13 protein-coding genes are annotated in these 17,830 nt (G+C 69.9%); 1 reads left to right on the forward strand and 12 read right to left on the reverse strand.

Features of this window, described 5'->3' with window-relative positions; translation table 11 throughout:
- Positions 1-12 precede the first annotated feature (12 nt).
- From AAW13_RS10020 to tkt, 10 genes are all read right to left on the reverse strand, one after another.
- Positions 13-1,278 (reverse strand): ABC transporter substrate-binding protein, encoded by a 1,266-nt coding sequence (locus tag AAW13_RS10020; RefSeq protein WP_046728425.1) that lies wholly within the window; start codon positions 1,276-1,278, stop codon positions 13-15.
- A 260-nt stretch (positions 1,279-1,538) separates the two neighbouring features.
- Complete coding sequence (locus AAW13_RS10025) at positions 1,539-3,374, reverse strand: glycoside hydrolase (protein ID WP_046728426.1); 1,836 nt, start codon at positions 3,372-3,374, stop codon at positions 1,539-1,541.
- A gap of 19 nt (positions 3,375-3,393) precedes the next feature.
- Positions 3,394-4,638 carry an ROK family protein gene (locus AAW13_RS10030; protein ID WP_046728427.1) on the reverse strand — a complete coding sequence of 415 codons (1,245 nt, stop codon included), beginning with the start codon at positions 4,636-4,638 and terminating at the stop codon, positions 3,394-3,396.
- A 285-nt stretch (positions 4,639-4,923) separates the two neighbouring features.
- Positions 4,924-5,517, reverse strand: coding sequence for a histidine phosphatase family protein (locus AAW13_RS10035; protein WP_046728428.1), 594 nt, complete (start codon positions 5,515-5,517; stop codon positions 4,924-4,926).
- Positions 5,518-5,523: 6 nt separating this feature from the next.
- The gene (gene gnd / locus AAW13_RS10040) at positions 5,524-6,402 is read right to left on the reverse strand and encodes a phosphogluconate dehydrogenase (NAD(+)-dependent, decarboxylating) (RefSeq protein WP_046728429.1); all 879 of its coding nucleotides are present in this window, start codon (positions 6,400-6,402) and stop codon (positions 5,524-5,526) included.
- Between the two features lie 14 nt (positions 6,403-6,416).
- Positions 6,417-8,057, reverse strand: a complete 1,641-nt coding sequence (gene pgi, locus AAW13_RS10045) for a glucose-6-phosphate isomerase (RefSeq protein WP_046728430.1) — start codon at positions 8,055-8,057, stop codon at positions 6,417-6,419.
- Entirely contained in the window at positions 8,050-8,985 is a 936-nt protein-coding gene (gene opcA / locus AAW13_RS10050) for a glucose-6-phosphate dehydrogenase assembly protein OpcA (RefSeq protein WP_046728431.1), read from the reverse strand. Before opcA ends, pgi begins: the two co-directional genes overlap by 8 nt.
- Positions 8,982-10,550: a glucose-6-phosphate dehydrogenase gene (gene zwf / locus AAW13_RS10055; RefSeq protein ID WP_046728432.1), complete on the reverse strand. Its 1,569-nt coding sequence runs from the start codon at positions 10,548-10,550 to the stop codon at positions 8,982-8,984. Before zwf ends, opcA begins: the two co-directional genes overlap by 4 nt.
- Positions 10,550-11,692 carry a transaldolase gene (tal, locus tag AAW13_RS10060; RefSeq protein ID WP_046728433.1) on the reverse strand — a complete coding sequence of 381 codons (1,143 nt, stop codon included), beginning with the start codon at positions 11,690-11,692 and terminating at the stop codon, positions 10,550-10,552. Before tal ends, zwf begins: the two co-directional genes overlap by 1 nt.
- 32 nt (positions 11,693-11,724) lie before the next feature.
- A complete protein-coding gene (tkt, locus tag AAW13_RS10065) occupies positions 11,725-13,803 on the reverse strand; it encodes a transketolase (protein ID WP_046728434.1) in 2,079 nt (692 codons plus the stop codon).
- 145 nt (positions 13,804-13,948) lie between these two features.
- On the opposite strand from tkt, the gene AAW13_RS10070 reads away from it, so the two are divergent.
- Entirely contained in the window at positions 13,949-14,845 is an 897-nt protein-coding gene (locus AAW13_RS10070) for a helix-turn-helix transcriptional regulator (protein ID WP_046728435.1), read from the forward strand.
- A 53-nt stretch (positions 14,846-14,898) separates the two neighbouring features.
- Here the strand turns inward: AAW13_RS10070 and AAW13_RS10075 are convergent, their stop codons facing one another.
- Entirely contained in the window at positions 14,899-16,308 is a 1,410-nt protein-coding gene (locus AAW13_RS10075) for a glycoside hydrolase family 16 protein (protein ID WP_046728436.1), read from the reverse strand.
- Between the two features lie 177 nt (positions 16,309-16,485).
- Positions 16,486-17,733, reverse strand: coding sequence for a L,D-transpeptidase (locus AAW13_RS10080; RefSeq protein WP_046728437.1), 1,248 nt, complete (start codon positions 17,731-17,733; stop codon positions 16,486-16,488).
- Between the last annotated feature and the right edge of the window lie 97 nt (positions 17,734-17,830).

Raw genomic sequence — 17,830 nt, forward strand, 5'->3', positions numbered from 1 at the left:
TCCGTCCGAGACTTATCCGAAGAGCTTCTTCAGCTCGCGGTTGACGGTCGTGTCGCACTGGTCGAGCGCCTTCTCCGGGTCACCGGACTTGCGGACGCAGTTGGCGAGCACGTCCCACGACGCCTGGATCATGGCCTGGGTCCAGCCGATGTTGTCGAAGTGCCCGAACTCGTTGAAGAGCTTCACGCCCTCCGCGGGGAGGCCGGACTTGAGCTTGGTGGCCGACGCGGCGATCGACGTGCGCGGCGGGATGTGGAAGCCGTACGACGTCGCGAAGTCCTCCTGGTCCTTCTTCTGGTCGATCCACAGCCACTTGACGTACTCCTTGGCCGCGTCGACGTGGTCGCCCTTGGCGTTGACGAACATCGACCAGCCGCCGTTGTAGACGGACTGCTTGCCGGAGTCGACGGTCTTCGGGAAGGGGAAGATCCCGATGTCGTCGCCGAGCGCCTTCTGGAACTGCGGCATCGCCCACATACCGCAGAACTGGATGGCACACAGGCCCTGGTTGAGCGCGGACGGGTCCCAGTAGTCGGTCGGCGCACCGAGGAGCAGGTCTCCGCTGGTGAACAGCTTGCGCATCTTCTTCAGGCCCTCGACGACGCCGGGCGTGTGGTAGGCGATCTGGTTCTTGTCGTCGAGGGTGTCGGCTCCCGCGGACCAGATCAGCGGGCTGATGATCGCGTGCAGGTCGTTGCCGAGGTACAGGCCCTTCATCTTGCTGGTGGTGAGCTTGGCCGAGATCTCGATCAGCTCGTCGAGGGTCTCCGGGACCTTCACGCCGGCCTTCTCGAAGAGCGAGGGCCGGTAGAAGAAGAACTGCGGGTCGTCGATCATCCGGACGCCGTAGATCTTCCCGTCGACCGTGTGCGACTTGATGTCGGCCGGGTTGAAGTCGTCCTTGACCGGGTTGATGATGTCGCTCAGGTCGGCGACCTGACCGCTCTTGACCATCTGGATCTGCGGGTGGAACTCGAACACGTCGGGGGCGGACTTGGTGAGCAGCGTGGCGAAGAGCTTGCTCTCGTAGTCGGAGCTGGTGATCCACTGCGTCGTCACGTTGGCGGCCTTGTAGGCGGTGGGGTACCGCTTGACCGCCTGCTCGACGCCCGCCTCGCCGTAGGCATGGAACATCTGGGTGAGCTGGGTGCCCGACCCGCTGCCGCCGCCCCGGCCGTTGTTGCCGCCGCACGCGGCCAGCGTGCCGGCGGCGGCCATGCCTGCGGCCGCCCGGAAGAGGGACCGGCGGGACCAGTTGGTGTTGCTCTGTGCCGACATGCTGACGTCCTTGTCTGTCGAGTGCGGCTGTGGTGCTGCGGCCGTGCGGGGCCCTGACCACCTCGCGAGCCAGATGGCTGAAATTGCGTTGCGGAGCGGGACGTTAACCTTCGGCTAATACTTCGGCAAGAGGTTGGACGAAGTCTGCGCGAAACGTTGTACCCGGTTCGGGATGACGAACGGAAAGGAGAGCAGGGGGAGTTGAGGGCCGCCGGGAATCGGGGAGGCCGGCGGCCCTCGGGTCGGGTGGGACGGGGTCGCTACCGCCTGGTCCAGGCCTCGTTGGCGCCGCCGTTGCAGCTGTAGAGGATCACCTTGCTGCCGTCGGCGGTGGCCTGCCCGCTCACGTCCAGGCACTTGCCGGACGCCTCGCTGAGGATCTGGCCGTCGGCGTTCAGCAGCCAGCGCTGGCTCGCGTCACCGGTCGGTTCGGCGGTGGCGGTCAGAGCCGGACCGGCGGCCGTCAGATAGCCGTTCGCGCCCTTCAGGGTGCCGTCCGCGGCGTACGACCAGGACTGGCCGTCGGCGCCCGTGCAGGTGGCGAGGGCGGCCCCGGCGGTGTCGGCGGTGAGGCACTTGCCGGACTGCTTGCCCACCAGCGCGCCGGTGACGGCCGAACCGCCGTGGCCCTTCTGGTCGAGGACGTACGTGGTGATCGAACGGGCGGCGAGGGTCGCGGAGACCGTGCCCGCGCTCACCGTCGGCTTCGCGACGTCCGCCCAGTCCTCGGTCGCCGAGGTCCGCACCGCCTGCCGGGCCCGCACCGGCGTCCCACTGTTGAAGTGCAGACTCAGCGGGGTGTCCGTGGTGTTGTGGTTGTTGACCACGACCACCCACGTGCCGTCCCGGTCGTACGACGACACCTCGACCCCGTCCGGTGCCCCGGTCACGTTGTGCGCGACCGAGCCCGGCCGGACGAACTTGCTGTACTGGCCGAGCGCGTAGTACCGCTTGGTGAAGTACAGCGTCTGGTTGCCGTCGGTCGCGTAGTCGGGGTCGTAGTAGATCAGGCCGTCGTTCCAGCCGACGTCGTTCTTCTCCGTGGGGGAGGTGCCGTAGCCGCCGGCCAGCGCCACCCACCACTGGAAGGCGGAGTCGTGGGCGCTCGCGAAGTCCTTGTAGACGATCCGGGACAGCAGCAGGGCGTTGTCGATGGTGGGGTCGTACTCCTGGTTCCAGCCGGTCGAGCCCTTGCCGAAGCAGCAGATCTCCGATGCCCAGGACTTCTGGCCGACCGTCCTCGACGTCTCGTAGACGTTGCCGAGCTGACCGTCGCTCGGGTTGTTGTACGTGTGGTGCGCCAGCGCGGAGACGTACTGCGCGGTGTCCGGCTGCGAGATCCACTGCGGGAGTTCGGAGACGAACTGGGTCGTCTGGCTGGACTCGTCGGCGATGATCGACGTCTTCTGGTGCCGGGCCCGCTGCTCGGCGCCGAGCGCCCGTACGATGTCGTCGCGCTGGTCGACGGTGACCTTCATGCCCTCCTGGCCGCACGAACCGAAGTCGTTGTCAGGCTCGTTGAAGGGGCTGATGTAGTCCAGCCGGACGCCCTGCCGGGCGAAGTGGTCGGTGACGTCGGCGACGTACTTCGCGTAGTCGCCCTCGTTCTCCGTCTTCAGCCGGCCACCGCAGCTCTGCCCGTTGGTGGTCCACCGGGCCGGCGCGCTGTTGACGAAGCCGATCAGGTCCTGCACGCCGTACTTCGCGGCGTACCGCAGGAACGTCCGGCCGCCCTTGTCCCTGCTCCAGTCGTAGGAGCCGTCGTCGTTCAGGAAGTCCTCGGCGGCCCGGGCCGGGGTGGTGACCGCGACTCCGCCGCCGCCGATGTTGTAGCGGTACGCGGACAGGGCTAGGCCCTGCCGGGAGAACAGCAGCTTCGCCACCCTGGCCTGGACCTTGGGGTCGAAGTGCTGGAGGTCGTCGACCCACCAGGCGCCCGAGGCGCCGATGTCGTCGATGGTCTGGGCCGCGTGCGGCGAGACCTCGGCGGCCGCGACGGTGTCGGCGGCGTTCGCGGGCGGGCCGCTGAGCAGGGCGCCGGTCACGGCCAGTACGGCCGCGGCCGTGGCGAGGACCGGTCTCGTGGTGCGGGTCAAAACGGCATCCCTTCCGTCGTCATACGGGCGGTGCGGTACGGCTCCTCAAGGGGGCGGTGCGTCTGGGGGTCCGCTGTCCCACCGCCTGAAGGGCGCCCTCCAGTGCGAAGGTGGCGGCGCCCAGGCACACCGGGTCGGTGGGGATGGGGGAGAGCACGATCTCGGTGGCGGCGAACGGCCGCCGCAGCGCGTGCCGCCGGACGGCCTCGCGCACTTCGTCCAGCAGCGGAGCGCCGAGTTTCCTGGCGACCCAGCTGCTGAGCACGACCACTTCGGGGTTGTACAGGTTCACCAGGTCCGAGATGCCGGCGCCCAGGTAACGGGCGGTGTCCCGGACCACCTTGACGGCCACCGGGTCGTCCGCGGCGACCCCGCGGGTCAGCGCGTCGATGGTCGCGGTCTGGTCCTCGGGGTGCAACAGCGCGCTGCGCGGGCTGAGTTCGCGCAGGTTGAGCATGATGCCGGGGGCGCCGACGTACGTCTCGACGCAGCCGTGGTTGCCGCAGTGGCACAGCCGGCCGTCCAGCACCAGCGTCGTATGGCCCCACTCCCCGGCGCTGTTGCTCACCCCCCGGTACAGCCCGCCGGCCAGCACGAGCCCGGCGCCCACGCCGGTCCCGAGGTTCACCACCACGGCGTCCTCGCGCCCGCGCGCGGCCCCGAACCACAGCTCGGCCACCGCGCTCGCCCGCAGCGGGTTGTCCAGGTACAGCGGGTAGGCGATGTGTTCGGAGAGCAGGGCGAGCAACGGCACGTCGTGCCAGTCCCAGTTGGGCGCGTACTCGGCGATCCCGGTGTCCCGGTCGACCTGCCCCGGTACGCTCACCCCGACCCCCAGCACCCGGGCGCCCTCGACGCCGGCCTGGGCGACCACCGAGCCGACGGCCGTGGCCACGTGACCGACCGCCTGTTCGGGCCGGTGCTCGCCGGGGCGCATGTCCTCCTCGGCCCGGGCCAGCACGTTCAGTCCCAGGTCGAACAGCTCCACCCGGACGTAGGTCTCGGCCATGTCGACGCCGATCAGCGCGCCGCCGGCCGCGTTGACGGCCACCAGTCCGCGGGGACGGCCGCCCGCGGAGTCCTCGAAGCCGACCTCCGTGATCATCCGCAGGTCGAGCAGCTCCCCGACGAGCGTGGCGACCGTGGCCACGCTCAGTCCGGTGGCGGCGGCCAGCGTCTGCCGGGAGGTGGGGGACTGGGCGATGATCTGGCGCAGCACCTCGTAGCGGTTCGCGGTGCGGATGTCACGCGATGTGCGCTTCACGCGGCTGCCCCTCCCATCCCGTCACGACCGGGCCGGGGCGTACGACGGCACCGGCGCGGCGCAAGGCTATGGGCTTCGCGAGACTTTCGACAAGGGGTTAGGAAAGGGGCCGTAGAAACTCTTCCGGCAGGCACCCGGTGCGGCAACCCTCGTGGCCGGGGCCCAACACGTCGAAACGGTCTCGGCCCGGCGCGTCGAAACGGTCTCGGCCCGGCGCGTCGAACGCCGGGGCCCAACACGTCGAAACGGCCCGCCGGTTGTCACCGGCGGGCCGTCACGACAGGGTCAGGGCGTCTTGTTCCACTCCGCGATCACGGGCCAACCGTGCTCCATGGACAGCCTGCTGACCGTCCCGGTCGCCAGCTGGAACAACCGGCCCTCGGCGGGCGGCAGGCCCAGCCGCCGGGCCGTGAGCACGCGCAGGAAGTGGGCGTGTGCCACGAGGACCACGTCGCCGTGGCCGTCGGCGAGCGCCCTCTCCACCGTGGCGAGCACCCGGTCGGCGCGAGCCCCGATCTGCTCCGGGGACTCCCCGGGGTGCCCGTCCGGACCGGGCGGGACACCGTCGGACCACAGGTACCAGTCGGGGCGGGAACGGTGGATCTCCACCGTGGTGATGCCCTCGTAGCCGCCGTAGTCCCACTCGTGCAGGTCGGGATCGGGCACGACCCCGGTGAGGCCCGACAGTTCGGCCGTGCGTATCGCACGGTCCAGCGGGCTGGCCAGTGTCAGTGCGTAGGTCCGGTCGGCGAGCAGCGGGGCGAGGGACTTGGCCTGTTCCTCGCCGTGCTGGGTGAGGGGCAGGTCGGTCCAGCTGGTGTGCCGGCCCGACAGGCTCCACTCCGTCTCACCGTGGCGGACCAGAAGGAGGTCCCCCACGGCGCACTACTCCTTGGACTCGACGGCGTGACCGCCGAACTGGTTGCGCAGCGCCGCGATCATCTTCATCTGCGGGGAGTCGTCCTGCCGCGAGGCGAACCGGGCGAACAGGGAGGCGGTGATCGCGGGCAGCGGCACCGCGTTGTCGATGGCGGCCTCCACGGTCCACCGGCCCTCGCCGGAGTCCTGCGCGAAGCCCTTCAGCTTGTCCAGGTGCTCGTCGTCGTCCAGCGCGTTGACCGCGAGGTCGAGCAGCCAGGAACGGATGACCGTGCCCTCCTGCCAGGAGCGGAAGACCTCACGGACGTTGTCCACCGACTTGACCTTCTCCAGGAGCTCCCAGCCCTCGGCGTAGGCCTGCATCATGGCGTACTCGATGCCGTTGTGGACCATCTTGGAGAAGTGCCCGGCGCCCACCCGGCCGGCGTGGACGTAGCCGTACGGGCCCTCCGGCTTGAGCGCCTCGAAGATCGGCTCCAGCCGCTCGACGTGCTGCTTGTCGCCGCCGACCATCAGGGCGTAGCCGTTCTGTAGGCCCCACACCCCGCCGGAGACACCGGCGTCCACGAAGCCGATGCCCTTGATGCCGAGTTCGGCGGCGTGCTTCTCGTCGTCCGTCCAGCGGGAGTTGCCGCCGTCGACCACCGTGTCGCCCTCGGACAGCAGGTCCTTGAGCTCGTCCACGACGGACTGGGTGGCGGTGCCCGCCGGGACCATCACCCACACCGTGCGCGGCGCGTCGAGCTTCTCGACCAGTTCCGCCAGGGACTTCACGTCGGAGACGTCGGGGTTGCGGTCGTAGCCGATGACGGTGTGGCCGGCGCGGCGGATCCGCTCGCGCATGTTGCCACCCATCTTGCCGAGACCGATCAGACCCAGCTGCATGGCTGTCATGTCCTTCACTTCCTGAGGGTGCGGTACGTCGAGACGAGCGCGGTGGTGGACGGGTCGAGGCCGGGGACGGCGGCGCCCTCGGTCAGGGCGGGTTCGATGCGCTTGGCGAGCACCTTGCCCAGTTCGACGCCCCACTGGTCGAAGGAGTCGATGTTCCAGACCGCGCCCTGCACGAACACCTTGTGCTCGTAGAGGGCGATCAGCTGGCCGAGGACGGAGGGGGTCAGCTCGCGGGCCAGGATCGTCGTGGTGGGGTGGTTCCCCCGGAAGGTGCGGTGCGCGACCTGCTCCTCGGCGACGCCCTCCGCGCGGACCTCGTCGGCGGTCTTGCCGAAGGCCAGCGCCTGGGTCTGGGCGAAGAAGTTGGCCATCAGCAGGTCGTGCTGCGCCCTGAGTTCACCGCTCAGCTCGGCGACCGGCTCGGCGAAGCCGATGAAGTCCGCCGGGATCAGCTTCGTGCCCTGGTGGATCAACTGGTAGTAGGCGTGCTGCCCGTTGGTGCCGGGCGTGCCCCACACCACGGGACCCGTCTGCCACTTCACCGGCCGGCCCTCCCGGTCCACCGACTTGCCGTTGGACTCCATGTCCAGCTGCTGGAGGTAGGCGGTGAACTTGGAGAGGTAGTGGCTGTACGGCAGCACCGCGTGCGACTGGGCGTCGAAGAAGTTGCCGTACCAGATGCCCAGCAGGCCCAGCAGCAGCGGTGCGTTGGCCTCGGCGGACGCGGTGCGGAAGTGCTCGTCGACCAGGTGGAAGCCGTCCAGCATCTCGCGGAAGCGGTCCGGGCCGATGGCGATCATCAGGGAGAGGCCGATGGCGGAGTCGTAGCTGTAGCGGCCGCCGACCCAGTCCCAGAACTCGAACATGTTGTCCGGGTCGATACCGAACTCCGTCACCTTGCCGGCGTTCGTGGACAGGGCCACGAAGTGCTTGGCGACGGCCTCCTGACCGGCCTTCAGCTCGCCCAGCACCCAGTTGCGGGCCGACGTCGCGTTGGTGATCGTCTCGATCGTGGTGAACGTCTTGGAGGCGACGATGAACAGGGTCTCCGCCGGGTCCAGGTCGCGGGTGGCCTCGTGCAGGTCGGCGCCGTCGACGTTGGAGACGAAACGGACCGTGAGGTCGCGGTCCGTGAAGGCCCGCAGGGCCTCGTAGGCCATCGCGGGGCCGAGGTCGGAGCCGCCGATGCCGATGTTGACGACGTTGCGGATGCGCTTGCCGGTGTGGCCGGTCCAGGCGCCGGAGCGGACCCGGTCGGCGAAGTCGCCCATCTTGTCGAGGACCGCGTGCACCTGCGGCACCACGTTCTCCCCGTCGACCTCGACCACCGCGTCGCGCGGGGCGCGCAGGGCGGTGTGCAGCACCGCGCGGTCCTCGGTGACGTTGATCTTCTCGCCGCGGAACATGGCGTCCCGCAGCCCGGCCACGTCGGTGGCGGTGGCGAGTTCCTGGAGCAGGGCGAGGGTCTCGTCCGTGATCAGGTGCTTGCTGTAGTCGATGTGCAGGTCGCCGACCCGTACCACGTACCGCTCGGCGCGCCCCGGGTCGGCCGCGAACAGCTCACGCAGGACCGGCTGTCCCTCGCCGCGGTGGTCCTCCAGGGCGGCCCACTCGGGCCGCCGGGTGAGTTCGGGGGTGTCAGGCATGGGAGACGGTCTCCTTGGTGCCCTCGCCGCGCAGGGCGATGGCGTACATCTCGTCGGCGTCGAGGCGGCGCAGCTCCTCGGCGATCAGTTCGGAGGTGGGGCGGACCTTGAGGGCCAGGGTGCGCGGCGGCTGGCCCGGCAGGGTCAGGCTGGCGAGGGGGCCCTCGGGGCGGTCGATGACGATCTCCCCGGTCGCGGTGGCGAGGCGGACGGCCGTGACCACCGGGCCCGCGGAGACCACGCGGTCCACCTTGACCTTCAGGCGGGCCTCCAGCCAGCGGGCGAGGAGTTCGGCGCTCGGGTTGTCGGCCTCGGCCTCGACGGCCGCCCCGGTCACGGTGGCCCGGGCCTGGTCGAGGGCGGCGGCCAGCATGGAACGCCACAGGGTGAGCCGGGTCCAGGCGAGGTCGGTGTCGCCGGGCGCGTAGTTGCGGGCCCGGTTCTCCAGGACCTGCATCGGCCGCTCGACCGCGTACAGATCGGTGATCCGGCGCTGGGCGAGTGCCCCCAGCGGGTCCTTGGAGGGGGTCTCCGGGGCCTCCACCGGCCACCACACCACCACGGGCGCGTCCGGCAGCAGCAGCGGCAGCACCACCGAGTCGGCGTGGTCGGAGACTTCGCCGTAGGTGCGCAGCACGACCGTCTCGCCGGTGCCGGCCTCGGAGCCGACCCGGACCTCCGCGTCCAGGCGGGAGCTGGTGCGGTCGCGCAGGGTGCGGGCGTGCCGCTTGATGACGACCAGGGTGCGCGAGGGGTGCTCGTGCGAGGCCTCCTCGGCCGCCTTGATCGAGTCGTAGGCGTTCTCCTCGTCCGTGACGATCACCATCGTCAGGACCATGCCCACCGCGGGGGTTCCGATGGCGCGGCGACCCTGCACCAGCGCCTTGTTGATCTTGCTTGCCGTGGTGTCGGTCAGGTCGATCTTCATGGCCTGCGCCAGCTCCGTCCGTCTAGTGCGAGCATCTCGTCGGCTTCCTTCGGTCCCCAGCTGCCCGACTCGTACTGCGCGGGCCTGCCATGCTTCGCCCAGTACGTCTCGATCGGGTCGAGGATCTTCCAGGACTCTTCCACTTCCTGGTGACGGGGGAACAAATTGGCGTCGCCGAGCAGCACGTCCAGGATGAGCCGCTCGTACGCCTCAGGGCTGGACTCCGTGAAGGACTCGCCGTACGCGAAGTCCATCGACACGTCCCGGATCTCCATCGAGGTGCCCGGCACCTTGGAGCCGAACCGGACGGTCATGCCCTCGTCGGGCTGGACCCGGATGACGATCGCGTTCTCGCCCAGTTCCTCGGTGGCCGTGGAGTCGAAGGGGGAGTGCGGGGCCCGCTTGAAGACCACCGCGATCTCGGTGACCCGGCGGCCCAGGCGCTTGCCGGTGCGCAGGTAGAAGGGGACGCCCGCCCACCGGCGGTTGTCGATGCCCAGCTTGACGGCCGCGAAGGTGTCGGTCTTCGACGAGGCGTCGATACCGTCCTCCTGGAGGTAGCCGATCACCTTCTCGCCGCCCTGCCAGCCCTCGGCGTACTGGCCGCGCACGGTGTGCCGGCCCAGTTCCTCCGGCAGCCGCACCGACTTCAGGACCTTGAGCTTCTCGGTGAGCAGCGCGTCCGCGTCGAACGCGATCGGCTCCTCCATGGCGGTCAGCGCCATCAGCTGGAGCAGGTGGTTCTGGATGACGTCACGGGCCGAGCCGATGCCGTCGTAGTAGCCCGCCCGGCCGCCGATGCCGATGTCCTCGGCCATCGTGATCTGCACGTGGTCGACGTACGACCGGTTCCAGATCGGCTCGTACATCTGGTTGGCGAAACGCAGCGCCAGGATGTTCTGGACGGTCTCCTTGCCCAGGTAGTGGTCGATCCGGAACACCTGGTCCGGGTCGAACACGTCGTGCACGACCGTGTTCAGGTCCTGCGCCGACTTCAGGTCGTGGCCGAACGGCTTCTCGATGACCGCGCGCCGCCACGAACCCTCGGGCGGGGTGGCGAGACCGACCTTCTTCAGCTGCCGTACGACCTTCGGGAAGAACTTCGGCGGCACGGAGAGGTAGAACGCGAAGTTGCCGCCGGTGCCCCGGGACCGGTCCAGCTCGTCGACGGCCGCCTTGAGCTGCTTGAACGCGGTGTCGTCGTCGAAGTCGCCGGGGATGAACCGCATGCCCTCGGCGAGCTGCTGCCAGACCTCCTCGCGGAACGGGGTCCGGGAGTGCTCGCGCACCGCGTCGTGGACGACCTGGGCGAAGTCCTGGTCCTCCCAGTCCCGGCGGGCGAAACCGACGAGCGAGAAGCCCGGCGGCAGCAGTCCGCGGTTGGCCAGGTCGTAGACGGCCGGCATCAGCTTCTTGCGGGACAGGTCACCGGTCACCCCGAAGATGACCAGGCCGGACGGGCCCGCGACCCTCGGCAGCCGCCGGTCACGCGCGTCGCGCAACGGGTTGTCCCAGTCGGCGGCGGGCGCCACCGGCACCCGCACCTCCTTGGCGGTCTCGCTCATCACACCTCAACTCCCTTGCTGTCCAGGGACTTCGTGACGGCGTCCAGCAGCTCCTGCCAGGCCGCCTCGAACTTGGCGACGCCCTCGTCCTCCAGCTTGCCCACGACCTCGTCGTAGGAGATACCGAGCTTCTCGACGGCCGCCAGGTCGGCGCGGGCCTGCGCGTAACCGCCGGTCACCGTGTCGCCGTGGATGTCACCGTGGTCGGCGGTGGCGTTCAGGGTGCCCTCGGGCATGGTGTTGACGGTGCCGGGAGCGACCAGCTCGTCGACGTAGAGGGTGTCCTTGTAGGCGGGGTCCTTCACGCCGGTGGAGGCCCACAGCGGGCGCTGCCTGTTGGCCTTCGCGCCGGCCAGCGCGGTCCAGCGGTCGCCGCCGAAGACCTCCTCGTACGCCTCGTACGCCAGCCGTGCGTTCGCCAGCGCGGCCTTCCCCTTCAGGGCCAGCGCCTCGTCCGTGCCGAGGACGGTCAGCCGCTTGTCGATCTCGGAGTCGACGCGGGAGACGAAGAAGGAGGCCACGGAGTGGATGGCGGCGAGATCCAGCCCCTTGGCGGCGGCCTGCTCCAGACCGGCCAGGTAGGCGGCCATGACCTCGCGGTAGCGCTCCAGGGAGAAGATCAGAGTGACGTTGACGCTGATGCCCTGGGCGATGACCGCGGTGATCGCGGGGAGGCCGGCCTTCGTCGCCGGGATCTTGATCATCACGTTGGGGCGGTCGACCAGCCAGGCCAGCTGCCGGGCCTCGGCGACCGTGGCCGCCGTGTCGTGGGCGAGGCGCGGGTCGACCTCGATGGAGACCCGGCCGTCCCGGCCGCCGGTCGCGTCGTACACCGGGCGCAGCACGTCGGCGGCGGCCCGCACGTCCTGGGTGGTCATCATCCGTACGGCCTCGTCGACCGTGACACCCCGTACGGCGAGGTCGGCGAGCTGCTCCTCGTAGCCCTCACCGGAGCCGATGGCGGCCTGGAAGATCGACGGGTTGGTGGTGACGCCCACGACGTTCCTCGTGGCGACCAGCTCGGCGAGGTTGCCGGTGCTGATCCGCTTGCGCGACAGGTCGTCCAGCCAGATCGAGACGCCCTCGTCGGAGAGGCGCTTGAGTGCTCCCGCGGTGGCGGTTGCTTCGGTCACAGTGATCATCTTCCTCTACTGAACTGTTTCTGGCTGGTCGATCAGGCGGTGCGGGCGGCGGCGAGCGACTCGCGGGCCGCGGCCGCCACGTTCTCGGGGGTGAAGCCGAACTCGGCGAACAGGGTCTTGGCGTCTGCGGAGGCACCGAAGTGCTCCAGCGAGACGATCCGTCCCGCGTCGCCGACGAACCGGTACCAGGTCAGGCCGATCCCGGCCTCGACGGCGACCCGCGCGCGCACGGCCGGCGGCAGCACGCTGTCGCGGTACTCACGGGGCTGTTCCTCGAACCACTCCACGGACGGCATCGACACCACCCGGGTGCCGGTCCCCTCGGCCTCCAGGAGGTCGCGGGCCGCGACGGCGAGGTGCACCTCGGAACCGGTGGCGATCAGGACCACCTCCGGGGTCTCGGTCGACGACTCGCGCAGCACGTAGCCGCCCTTGGCCGCGTCCGGGTTCGGCGCGTACGTCGGCACGCCCTGGCGGGTCAGCGCGAGCCCGTGCGGGGCCGGGTGCGTGGCGTGCCTCTTCAGGATCTCGGCCCAGGCCGTCGCGGTCTCGTTGGCGTCGGCCGGGCGGACGACGTTCAGGCCCGGGATGGCGCGCAGCGCGGCCAGGTGCTCGACCGGCTGGTGGGTCGGACCGTCCTCGCCGAGCCCGATGGAGTCGTGCGTCCACACGTAGGTCACCGGGAGCTGCATCAGCGCCGACATGCGGACCGCGTTGCGCATGTAGTCGGAGAACACCAGGAAGGTGCCCCCGTAGATCCGGGTGTTGCCGTGCAGGGCGATGCCGTTCATCTCGGCGGCCATCGAGAACTCGCGGATGCCGAAGTGGACGGTTCGGCCGTACGGGTTCGCCTCGGGCAGCGGGTTGCCCTTCGGCAGGAAGGAGGAGTTCTTGTCGATGGTGGTGTTGTTCGAGCCCGCGAGGTCGGCCGAACCGCCCCACAGCTCGGGCAGCACCGGGCCGAGCGCCTGGAGGACCTTGCCCGAGGCGGCCCGGGTGGCGACCGCCTTGCCCTCCTCGAAGACGGGGAGCTCGGACTCCCAGCCCTCGGGGAGCTGACCGGCCACCACCCGGTCGAAGAGCGCGGCCTGCTCCGGCCGCGCGGTGCGCCACTCGGCGATCCGCTTGTCCCAGGCCGCGTGCGCCTCGGCGCCCCGGTCCAGGGCCCGGCGGGCGTGGGCCAGCACCTCGGCGTCGACCTGGAAGGACTGCTCCGGGTCGAACCCGAGCAGGCGCTTGGTGGCGGCGATCTCGTCGGCGCCGAGCGCGGAGCCGTGGGAGGCCTCCGTGTTCCGCGCGTTCGGGGCGGGCCAGGCGATGATCGTGCGCATCGCGATGACGGACGGCCGGCCGGTCTCGGCCTGCGCCGCCTTCAGGGCGGTGTACAGGGCCCGGGGGTCGACGTCGCCCTCCGCGGTGGGCTCGACGCGCTGGGTGTGCCAGCCGTAGGCCTCGTACCGCTTCAGCACGTCCTCGGAGAAGGCGGTCGCGGTGTCGCCCTCGATGGAGATGTGGTTGTCGTCGTAGACGAAGACCAGGTTGCCGAGCTTCTGGTGGCCGGCCAGCGAGGAGGCCTCGGCGGAGACGCCCTCCTCCAGGTCGCCGTCGGAGACGATGGCCCAGATCGTGTGGTCGAAGGGGGAGGCGCCCTCGGGTGCCTCCGGGTCGAAGAGGCCGCGCTCGTAGCGGGCGGCCATCGCCATGCCCACGGCGTTGGCGACGCCCTGGCCGAGCGGGCCGGTGGTGGTCTCGACGCCCGCGGTGTGCCCGTACTCGGGGTGGCCGGGGGTCTTCGACCCGTGCGTGCGGAACGCCTTGAGGTCGTCCAGCTCCAGCTCGTACCCGGCGAGGAACAGCTGGGTGTAGAGCGTCAGCGAGGTGTGGCCGGGGGAGAGGACGAAGCGGTCGCGGCCGGTCCACTCCGGGTCGGCCGGGTCATGGCGCATCACCTTCTGAAAGATCGTGTACGCGGCCGGGGCCAGGCTCATCGCGGTGCCGGGGTGCCCGTTGCCGACCTGCTGCACGGCGTCGGCCGCGAGGAGGCGCGCGGTGTCCACGGCACGCCGGTCGAGGTCGGTCCACTCGAACCCGTCTGCTGTCTGCGTGCTCATCTTCAAGAAGTCCTCGTTCGAAGCGTTCTGGCTGGCCTGACGCGTTCAAAAGTAAAAGTCTGACTTTTGGGAAGGAAGGTCGGGGTGTGTCAGCCTGTGGTGAAAGTGGGACACGGATCTTCGACAGGGACGGCACGAGAAGGACATGGCGGACAGAACGCCCGGCACGGCAGGCGACGGTGACGGAATCAGAACCTTCCCCTTCCCGGTGGATCTGAGCGTCGGCGGTGTCGGCATTCAGGTCGGCCCGATGGGGACCGAGCGCCTGTGGCACGCGGATGCCCCGCTGGAGCGCGTTCACCGCATCGACTTCCACGTGGTGATGCTCTTCACCGAGGGCCCGGTCCGCCACATGATCGACTTCGCCGAGTACGAGGCCCGGGCCGGCGACCTGCTCTGGATCCGCCCCGGACAGGTGCACCGCTTCTCGCGGACCTGCGAGTACCGCGGAACCGTCCTGACCATGCAGCCCGGATTCCTGCCGCGGGCGACCGTGGAGGCGACCGGCCTCTACCGCTACGACCTGCCGCCCCTGCTCCGCCCCGACGCACCCCAGCTCGCCGCGCTCCAGGCGGCGCTGGCCAACCTGCGACGCGAGTACGAGGACACCGAGACCCTCCCCCTGAGCCTGCACACCTCGGTGCTGCGGCACTCCCTCACCGCGCTGCTGCTGCGCCTCGCCCATCTCGCGGCCAGCTCGGCGGAGGCGGCCCGCCGCCAGGCCGACACGACGTTCACTCTCTTCAGGGACGCGGTGGAGAAGGACTTCGCCGCCAACCACAGCGTCAGCGCCTATGCCGACGCGCTCGGTTACTCCCGCCGCACCCTGGTCCGCGCGGTCCGCGCCGCGACCGGGGAGACCCCGAAGGGCTTCATCGACAAGCGGGTCGTGCTGGAGGCCAAGCGCCTCCTCGCCCACACGGACCTTCCGATCGGCCGGGTCGGCGCGGCCGTCGGCTTCCCGGACGCGGCGAACTTCTCCAAGTTCTTCCAGCTGCACACCGGTCAGACGCCGGTGGCCTTCCGGACGGAACTGCGCTGACACGAAGGCGGCGCCGGGGAGGTCCCGGCGCCGCCGTGTGCCCTGCGTGCGGGTCAGTGCCCGAAGTCGAACCAGTTCAGATTGACGAAGTCCGCCGACTGGCCGCTGCTGAAGGTCAGATACACGTCGTGCGTCCCGGTCACCGCGCTGATGTTCGCCGGGACCGTCGTCCAGGTCTGCCAGCCCCCGGTGCTCGACACCGCGAAGCTGCCCACGGGGGAGTTGGCGGGGCTGTCCAGCCGGACCTGGACCAGCCCGCTCACTCCGGTCGCCGCGCCGCTCGCCACCCGGGCGTAGAACTGGGTGGCCGCCGTGGAGCCGAAGTCGACGCCCTTGTACAGCGCCCAGTCGCCGTTGGCGATGTAGCCGAGGTCCTGGCCGCCGCCGGTGTCGGTGGTGGTCTCGGCGGTGACGCCGGACTGGCTGTCGTACGACTCGGCCTGGATCGCGCTGTACGCGTCACGGTTGCCGGTGGGCGGGGTCGTGGTACCGCTCCCACTCGCCGACAGCACCTGGACGTAGTCCACGACCATCGGGTGGCCGGACTCGGTTGCGCTGGTGGGTCCGCCGCCGAACGCGTCCGGGAAGCCGCCGCCCATCGCCACGTTCAGGATGACGAAGAATCCGTGGTTGGTGGCGTTCGCCCAGGTGGTGGCGTCGACCTGACTGGACGTCACCGTCTGGTAGTTGACGCCGTCGACGTAGAAGCGGATCGCCTCGGGGCTCACCGAGCGGTCCCACTCCATGGTGTAGGTGTGGAAGCCGGACTGGCAGGTGGTGTCGGGGCAGGCGGTCGAATTGCCCAGGCCCGTCGTCTCGTTGCAGGGGCCGCCCGGGTTGGTGCCGCAGTGCATGGTCGCCCAGACCTTGTTCAGGCCCTGCACGTTCTCCATGATGTCCAGCTCGCCGACGCCCGGCCAGTTCTGGTAGTTGCCCCGGTAGGGGGCGCCCAGCATCCAGAACGCCGGCCAGTAGCCGTAGGCGGCGGTCCCGGTGACGTTCGGCATCTGGATCCGGGCCTCGACGCGCAGTTTGCCGCCGGCCGGGGGCTGGAAGTCCGTACGGGTGGTCTCGATCCGGCCCGATGTCCAGTTCCCGGACGAGTCCCGGACGGGCGTGATCTTCAGGTTGCCGCTGCCGTCGAGGGCGACGTTGGTGGTGGACGAGGTCATCGTCTCGACCTCGCCGGTGCCCCAGTTGGCGGCCCCGCCGGGATACGAGGTCCCGGTGTCGTACTGCCAGTCGGAGGTGTTGACCCCGGTTCCGGCGGTGCCGTTGAAGTCGTCGAGGAAGACCTGGCTCCAGCCGGACGGCACGCCGGGCGCCGACGCGCTGGCGGGCAGGGTGCCGGCGGTGGCGGCCGTGACCGCCAGGCCGACGGTGGCCAGGGCGGCGAGCAGGGCGCGGCGGATCGAGCGGCGCCGTCTGTGGTCCGCGGGAGGTATACCGGAGGTTTCGCTCATGGGGGTGCCTCTCGGGTACGGAGGGGGTGCGCGGGTGGGTCTCCGAGAGCGCCGGCATGATCTGAGAGCGCTCTCAAAGTGGGCCCAATGTGCTCTCCGTGCCTGCGGCCGTCAAGAGTTAAAACAAAGAATCACCCTGATTCTCAACGGAGTTCACGCTGTGAAGCCACCCGTTCGCTAGACGGCGCTGCCCGCCTTCCAGTCCGCCCAGGAAAGGTTCCAGCCGTTGAGGCCGTTGGACGCCTCGACGGTCTTCTCGCCGGAGTTCTTGACGATCACCACGTCGCCGAGCATCGAGCTCTCGTAGAACCTGTAGCCCGCGACCGAGGAGTCGCCCGCTCCCTTCGCGTCGTGCAGGCCGACACAGCCGTGGCTGGTGTTCTCGTGGCCGAAGACCGAGGTCGACGCCCAGTAGTTGCCGTGCACGAAGGTGCCGGACGTGGTCAGGCGCTGGGCGTGCGGGACGTCCGAGATGTCGTACTCGTCGCCGAGGCCGACCGTGGAGGACTCCATCCGGGTCTGCTTGAACCGCTCGCTGATCACCATGATCCCGGACCAGGTGGTGTGCTGGGCGTTGCCGCCGGAGACCGGGTAGGTGGCGTGGGTGGCGCCGTCCCGCTTCACCACCATCTCCTTGGCGGCCAGGTCGACCGTGCTGATCTGCTCCCGGCCGATGTGGAAGGTCACGTCCTTCGACTGCACCCCGTAGACGCCGTCCGAGCTCTCCACGTCCTTCAGCCGCAGGCTCAGCGTGATCTTCGTGCCGGACGCCCAGTACGCCTCGGGGCGGAAGTCGAGCCGCGTGTCGCTGAACCAGTGCCCGACCACCTCCACCGCCGGCTCGGCGGTCACGGTGATCGCCTTCTGGACGGCCGCCCGGTCCGTCACCGCGTGCGTGAAGTTGATCGACACCGGCATGCCGACCCCGGACGTCGAGTCCGCCTCGGGCGTGAAGTAGCCGACGAACGTCTCGCCGGGGGACTTCGTGGTGAAGGTCGCCACCGTCTCGTCGGCCGCTCCCCGCGCCTTCGCGGTCACCGTGTACCTGGTGCCGGAGTACGGGTTCCGTGACGACGTCCACTTCGTCCGCGCGTCGTCGAAGGTGCCCGCCAGTGTCGAGCCGTCGTTGCCCCTGACCGTCACGGAGGCCAGCGTGCCGTCGGTCACCGTGACCGAGACGGGGCTGGTGAAGTCGGCCTTCGTGGTGCCCGAGACCGGTGTGACCGTGATCGTGGCCTTCTTGGTCGCGGACTTCACCGAGGCCGTGGCACCCTTGCCGGACGTGGTGGCCGAGGCGTCCGCCGAGGAACTGCATCCGGCCAGAGCCGCACCCGCGGGCACCGCGCCCAACGCGGCGAGGATCCCGCGCCGGGACCACTTCCCCGACTGCCGTCCGGACCCGTTCGATATGTGCTGGACGCCCACGACACGCCTTCCTGACTTGTCCACCTGTGTCAGGCATCCTGCGCTCGTTGTATGGGTGGCGCCTTTGAATCACGGGGGTGATCCCTGAGATTCCGAT

It is taken from the genome of Streptomyces humi, from assembly GCF_001005085.2.
GTDB lineage: Bacteria > Actinomycetota > Actinomycetes > Streptomycetales > Streptomycetaceae > Streptomyces > Streptomyces humi.

Coding starts and splice junctions, on each gene's coding strand:
- opcA (WP_046728431.1), bottom strand. CDS start 8,985: ATGAAGATCGACCTGACCGACACCACGGCAAGCAAGATCAACAAGGCG.
- gnd (WP_046728429.1), bottom strand. CDS start 6,402: ATGCAGCTGGGTCTGATCGGTCTCGGCAAGATGGGTGGCAACATGCGC.
- AAW13_RS10070 (WP_046728435.1), top strand. CDS start 13,949: ATGGCGGACAGAACGCCCGGCACGGCAGGCGACGGTGACGGAATCAGA.
- zwf (WP_046728432.1), bottom strand. CDS start 10,550: ATGAGCGAGACCGCCAAGGAGGTGCGGGTGCCGGTGGCGCCCGCCGCC.
- tal (WP_046728433.1), bottom strand. CDS start 11,692: ATGATCACTGTGACCGAAGCAACCGCCACCGCGGGAGCACTCAAGCGC.
- pgi (WP_046728430.1), bottom strand. CDS start 8,057: ATGCCTGACACCCCCGAACTCACCCGGCGGCCCGAGTGGGCCGCCCTG.
- AAW13_RS10075 (WP_046728436.1), bottom strand. CDS start 16,308: ATGAGCGAAACCTCCGGTATACCTCCCGCGGACCACAGACGGCGCCGC.
- tkt (WP_046728434.1), bottom strand. CDS start 13,803: ATGAGCACGCAGACAGCAGACGGGTTCGAGTGGACCGACCTCGACCGG.
- AAW13_RS10020 (WP_046728425.1), bottom strand. CDS start 1,278: ATGTCGGCACAGAGCAACACCAACTGGTCCCGCCGGTCCCTCTTCCGG.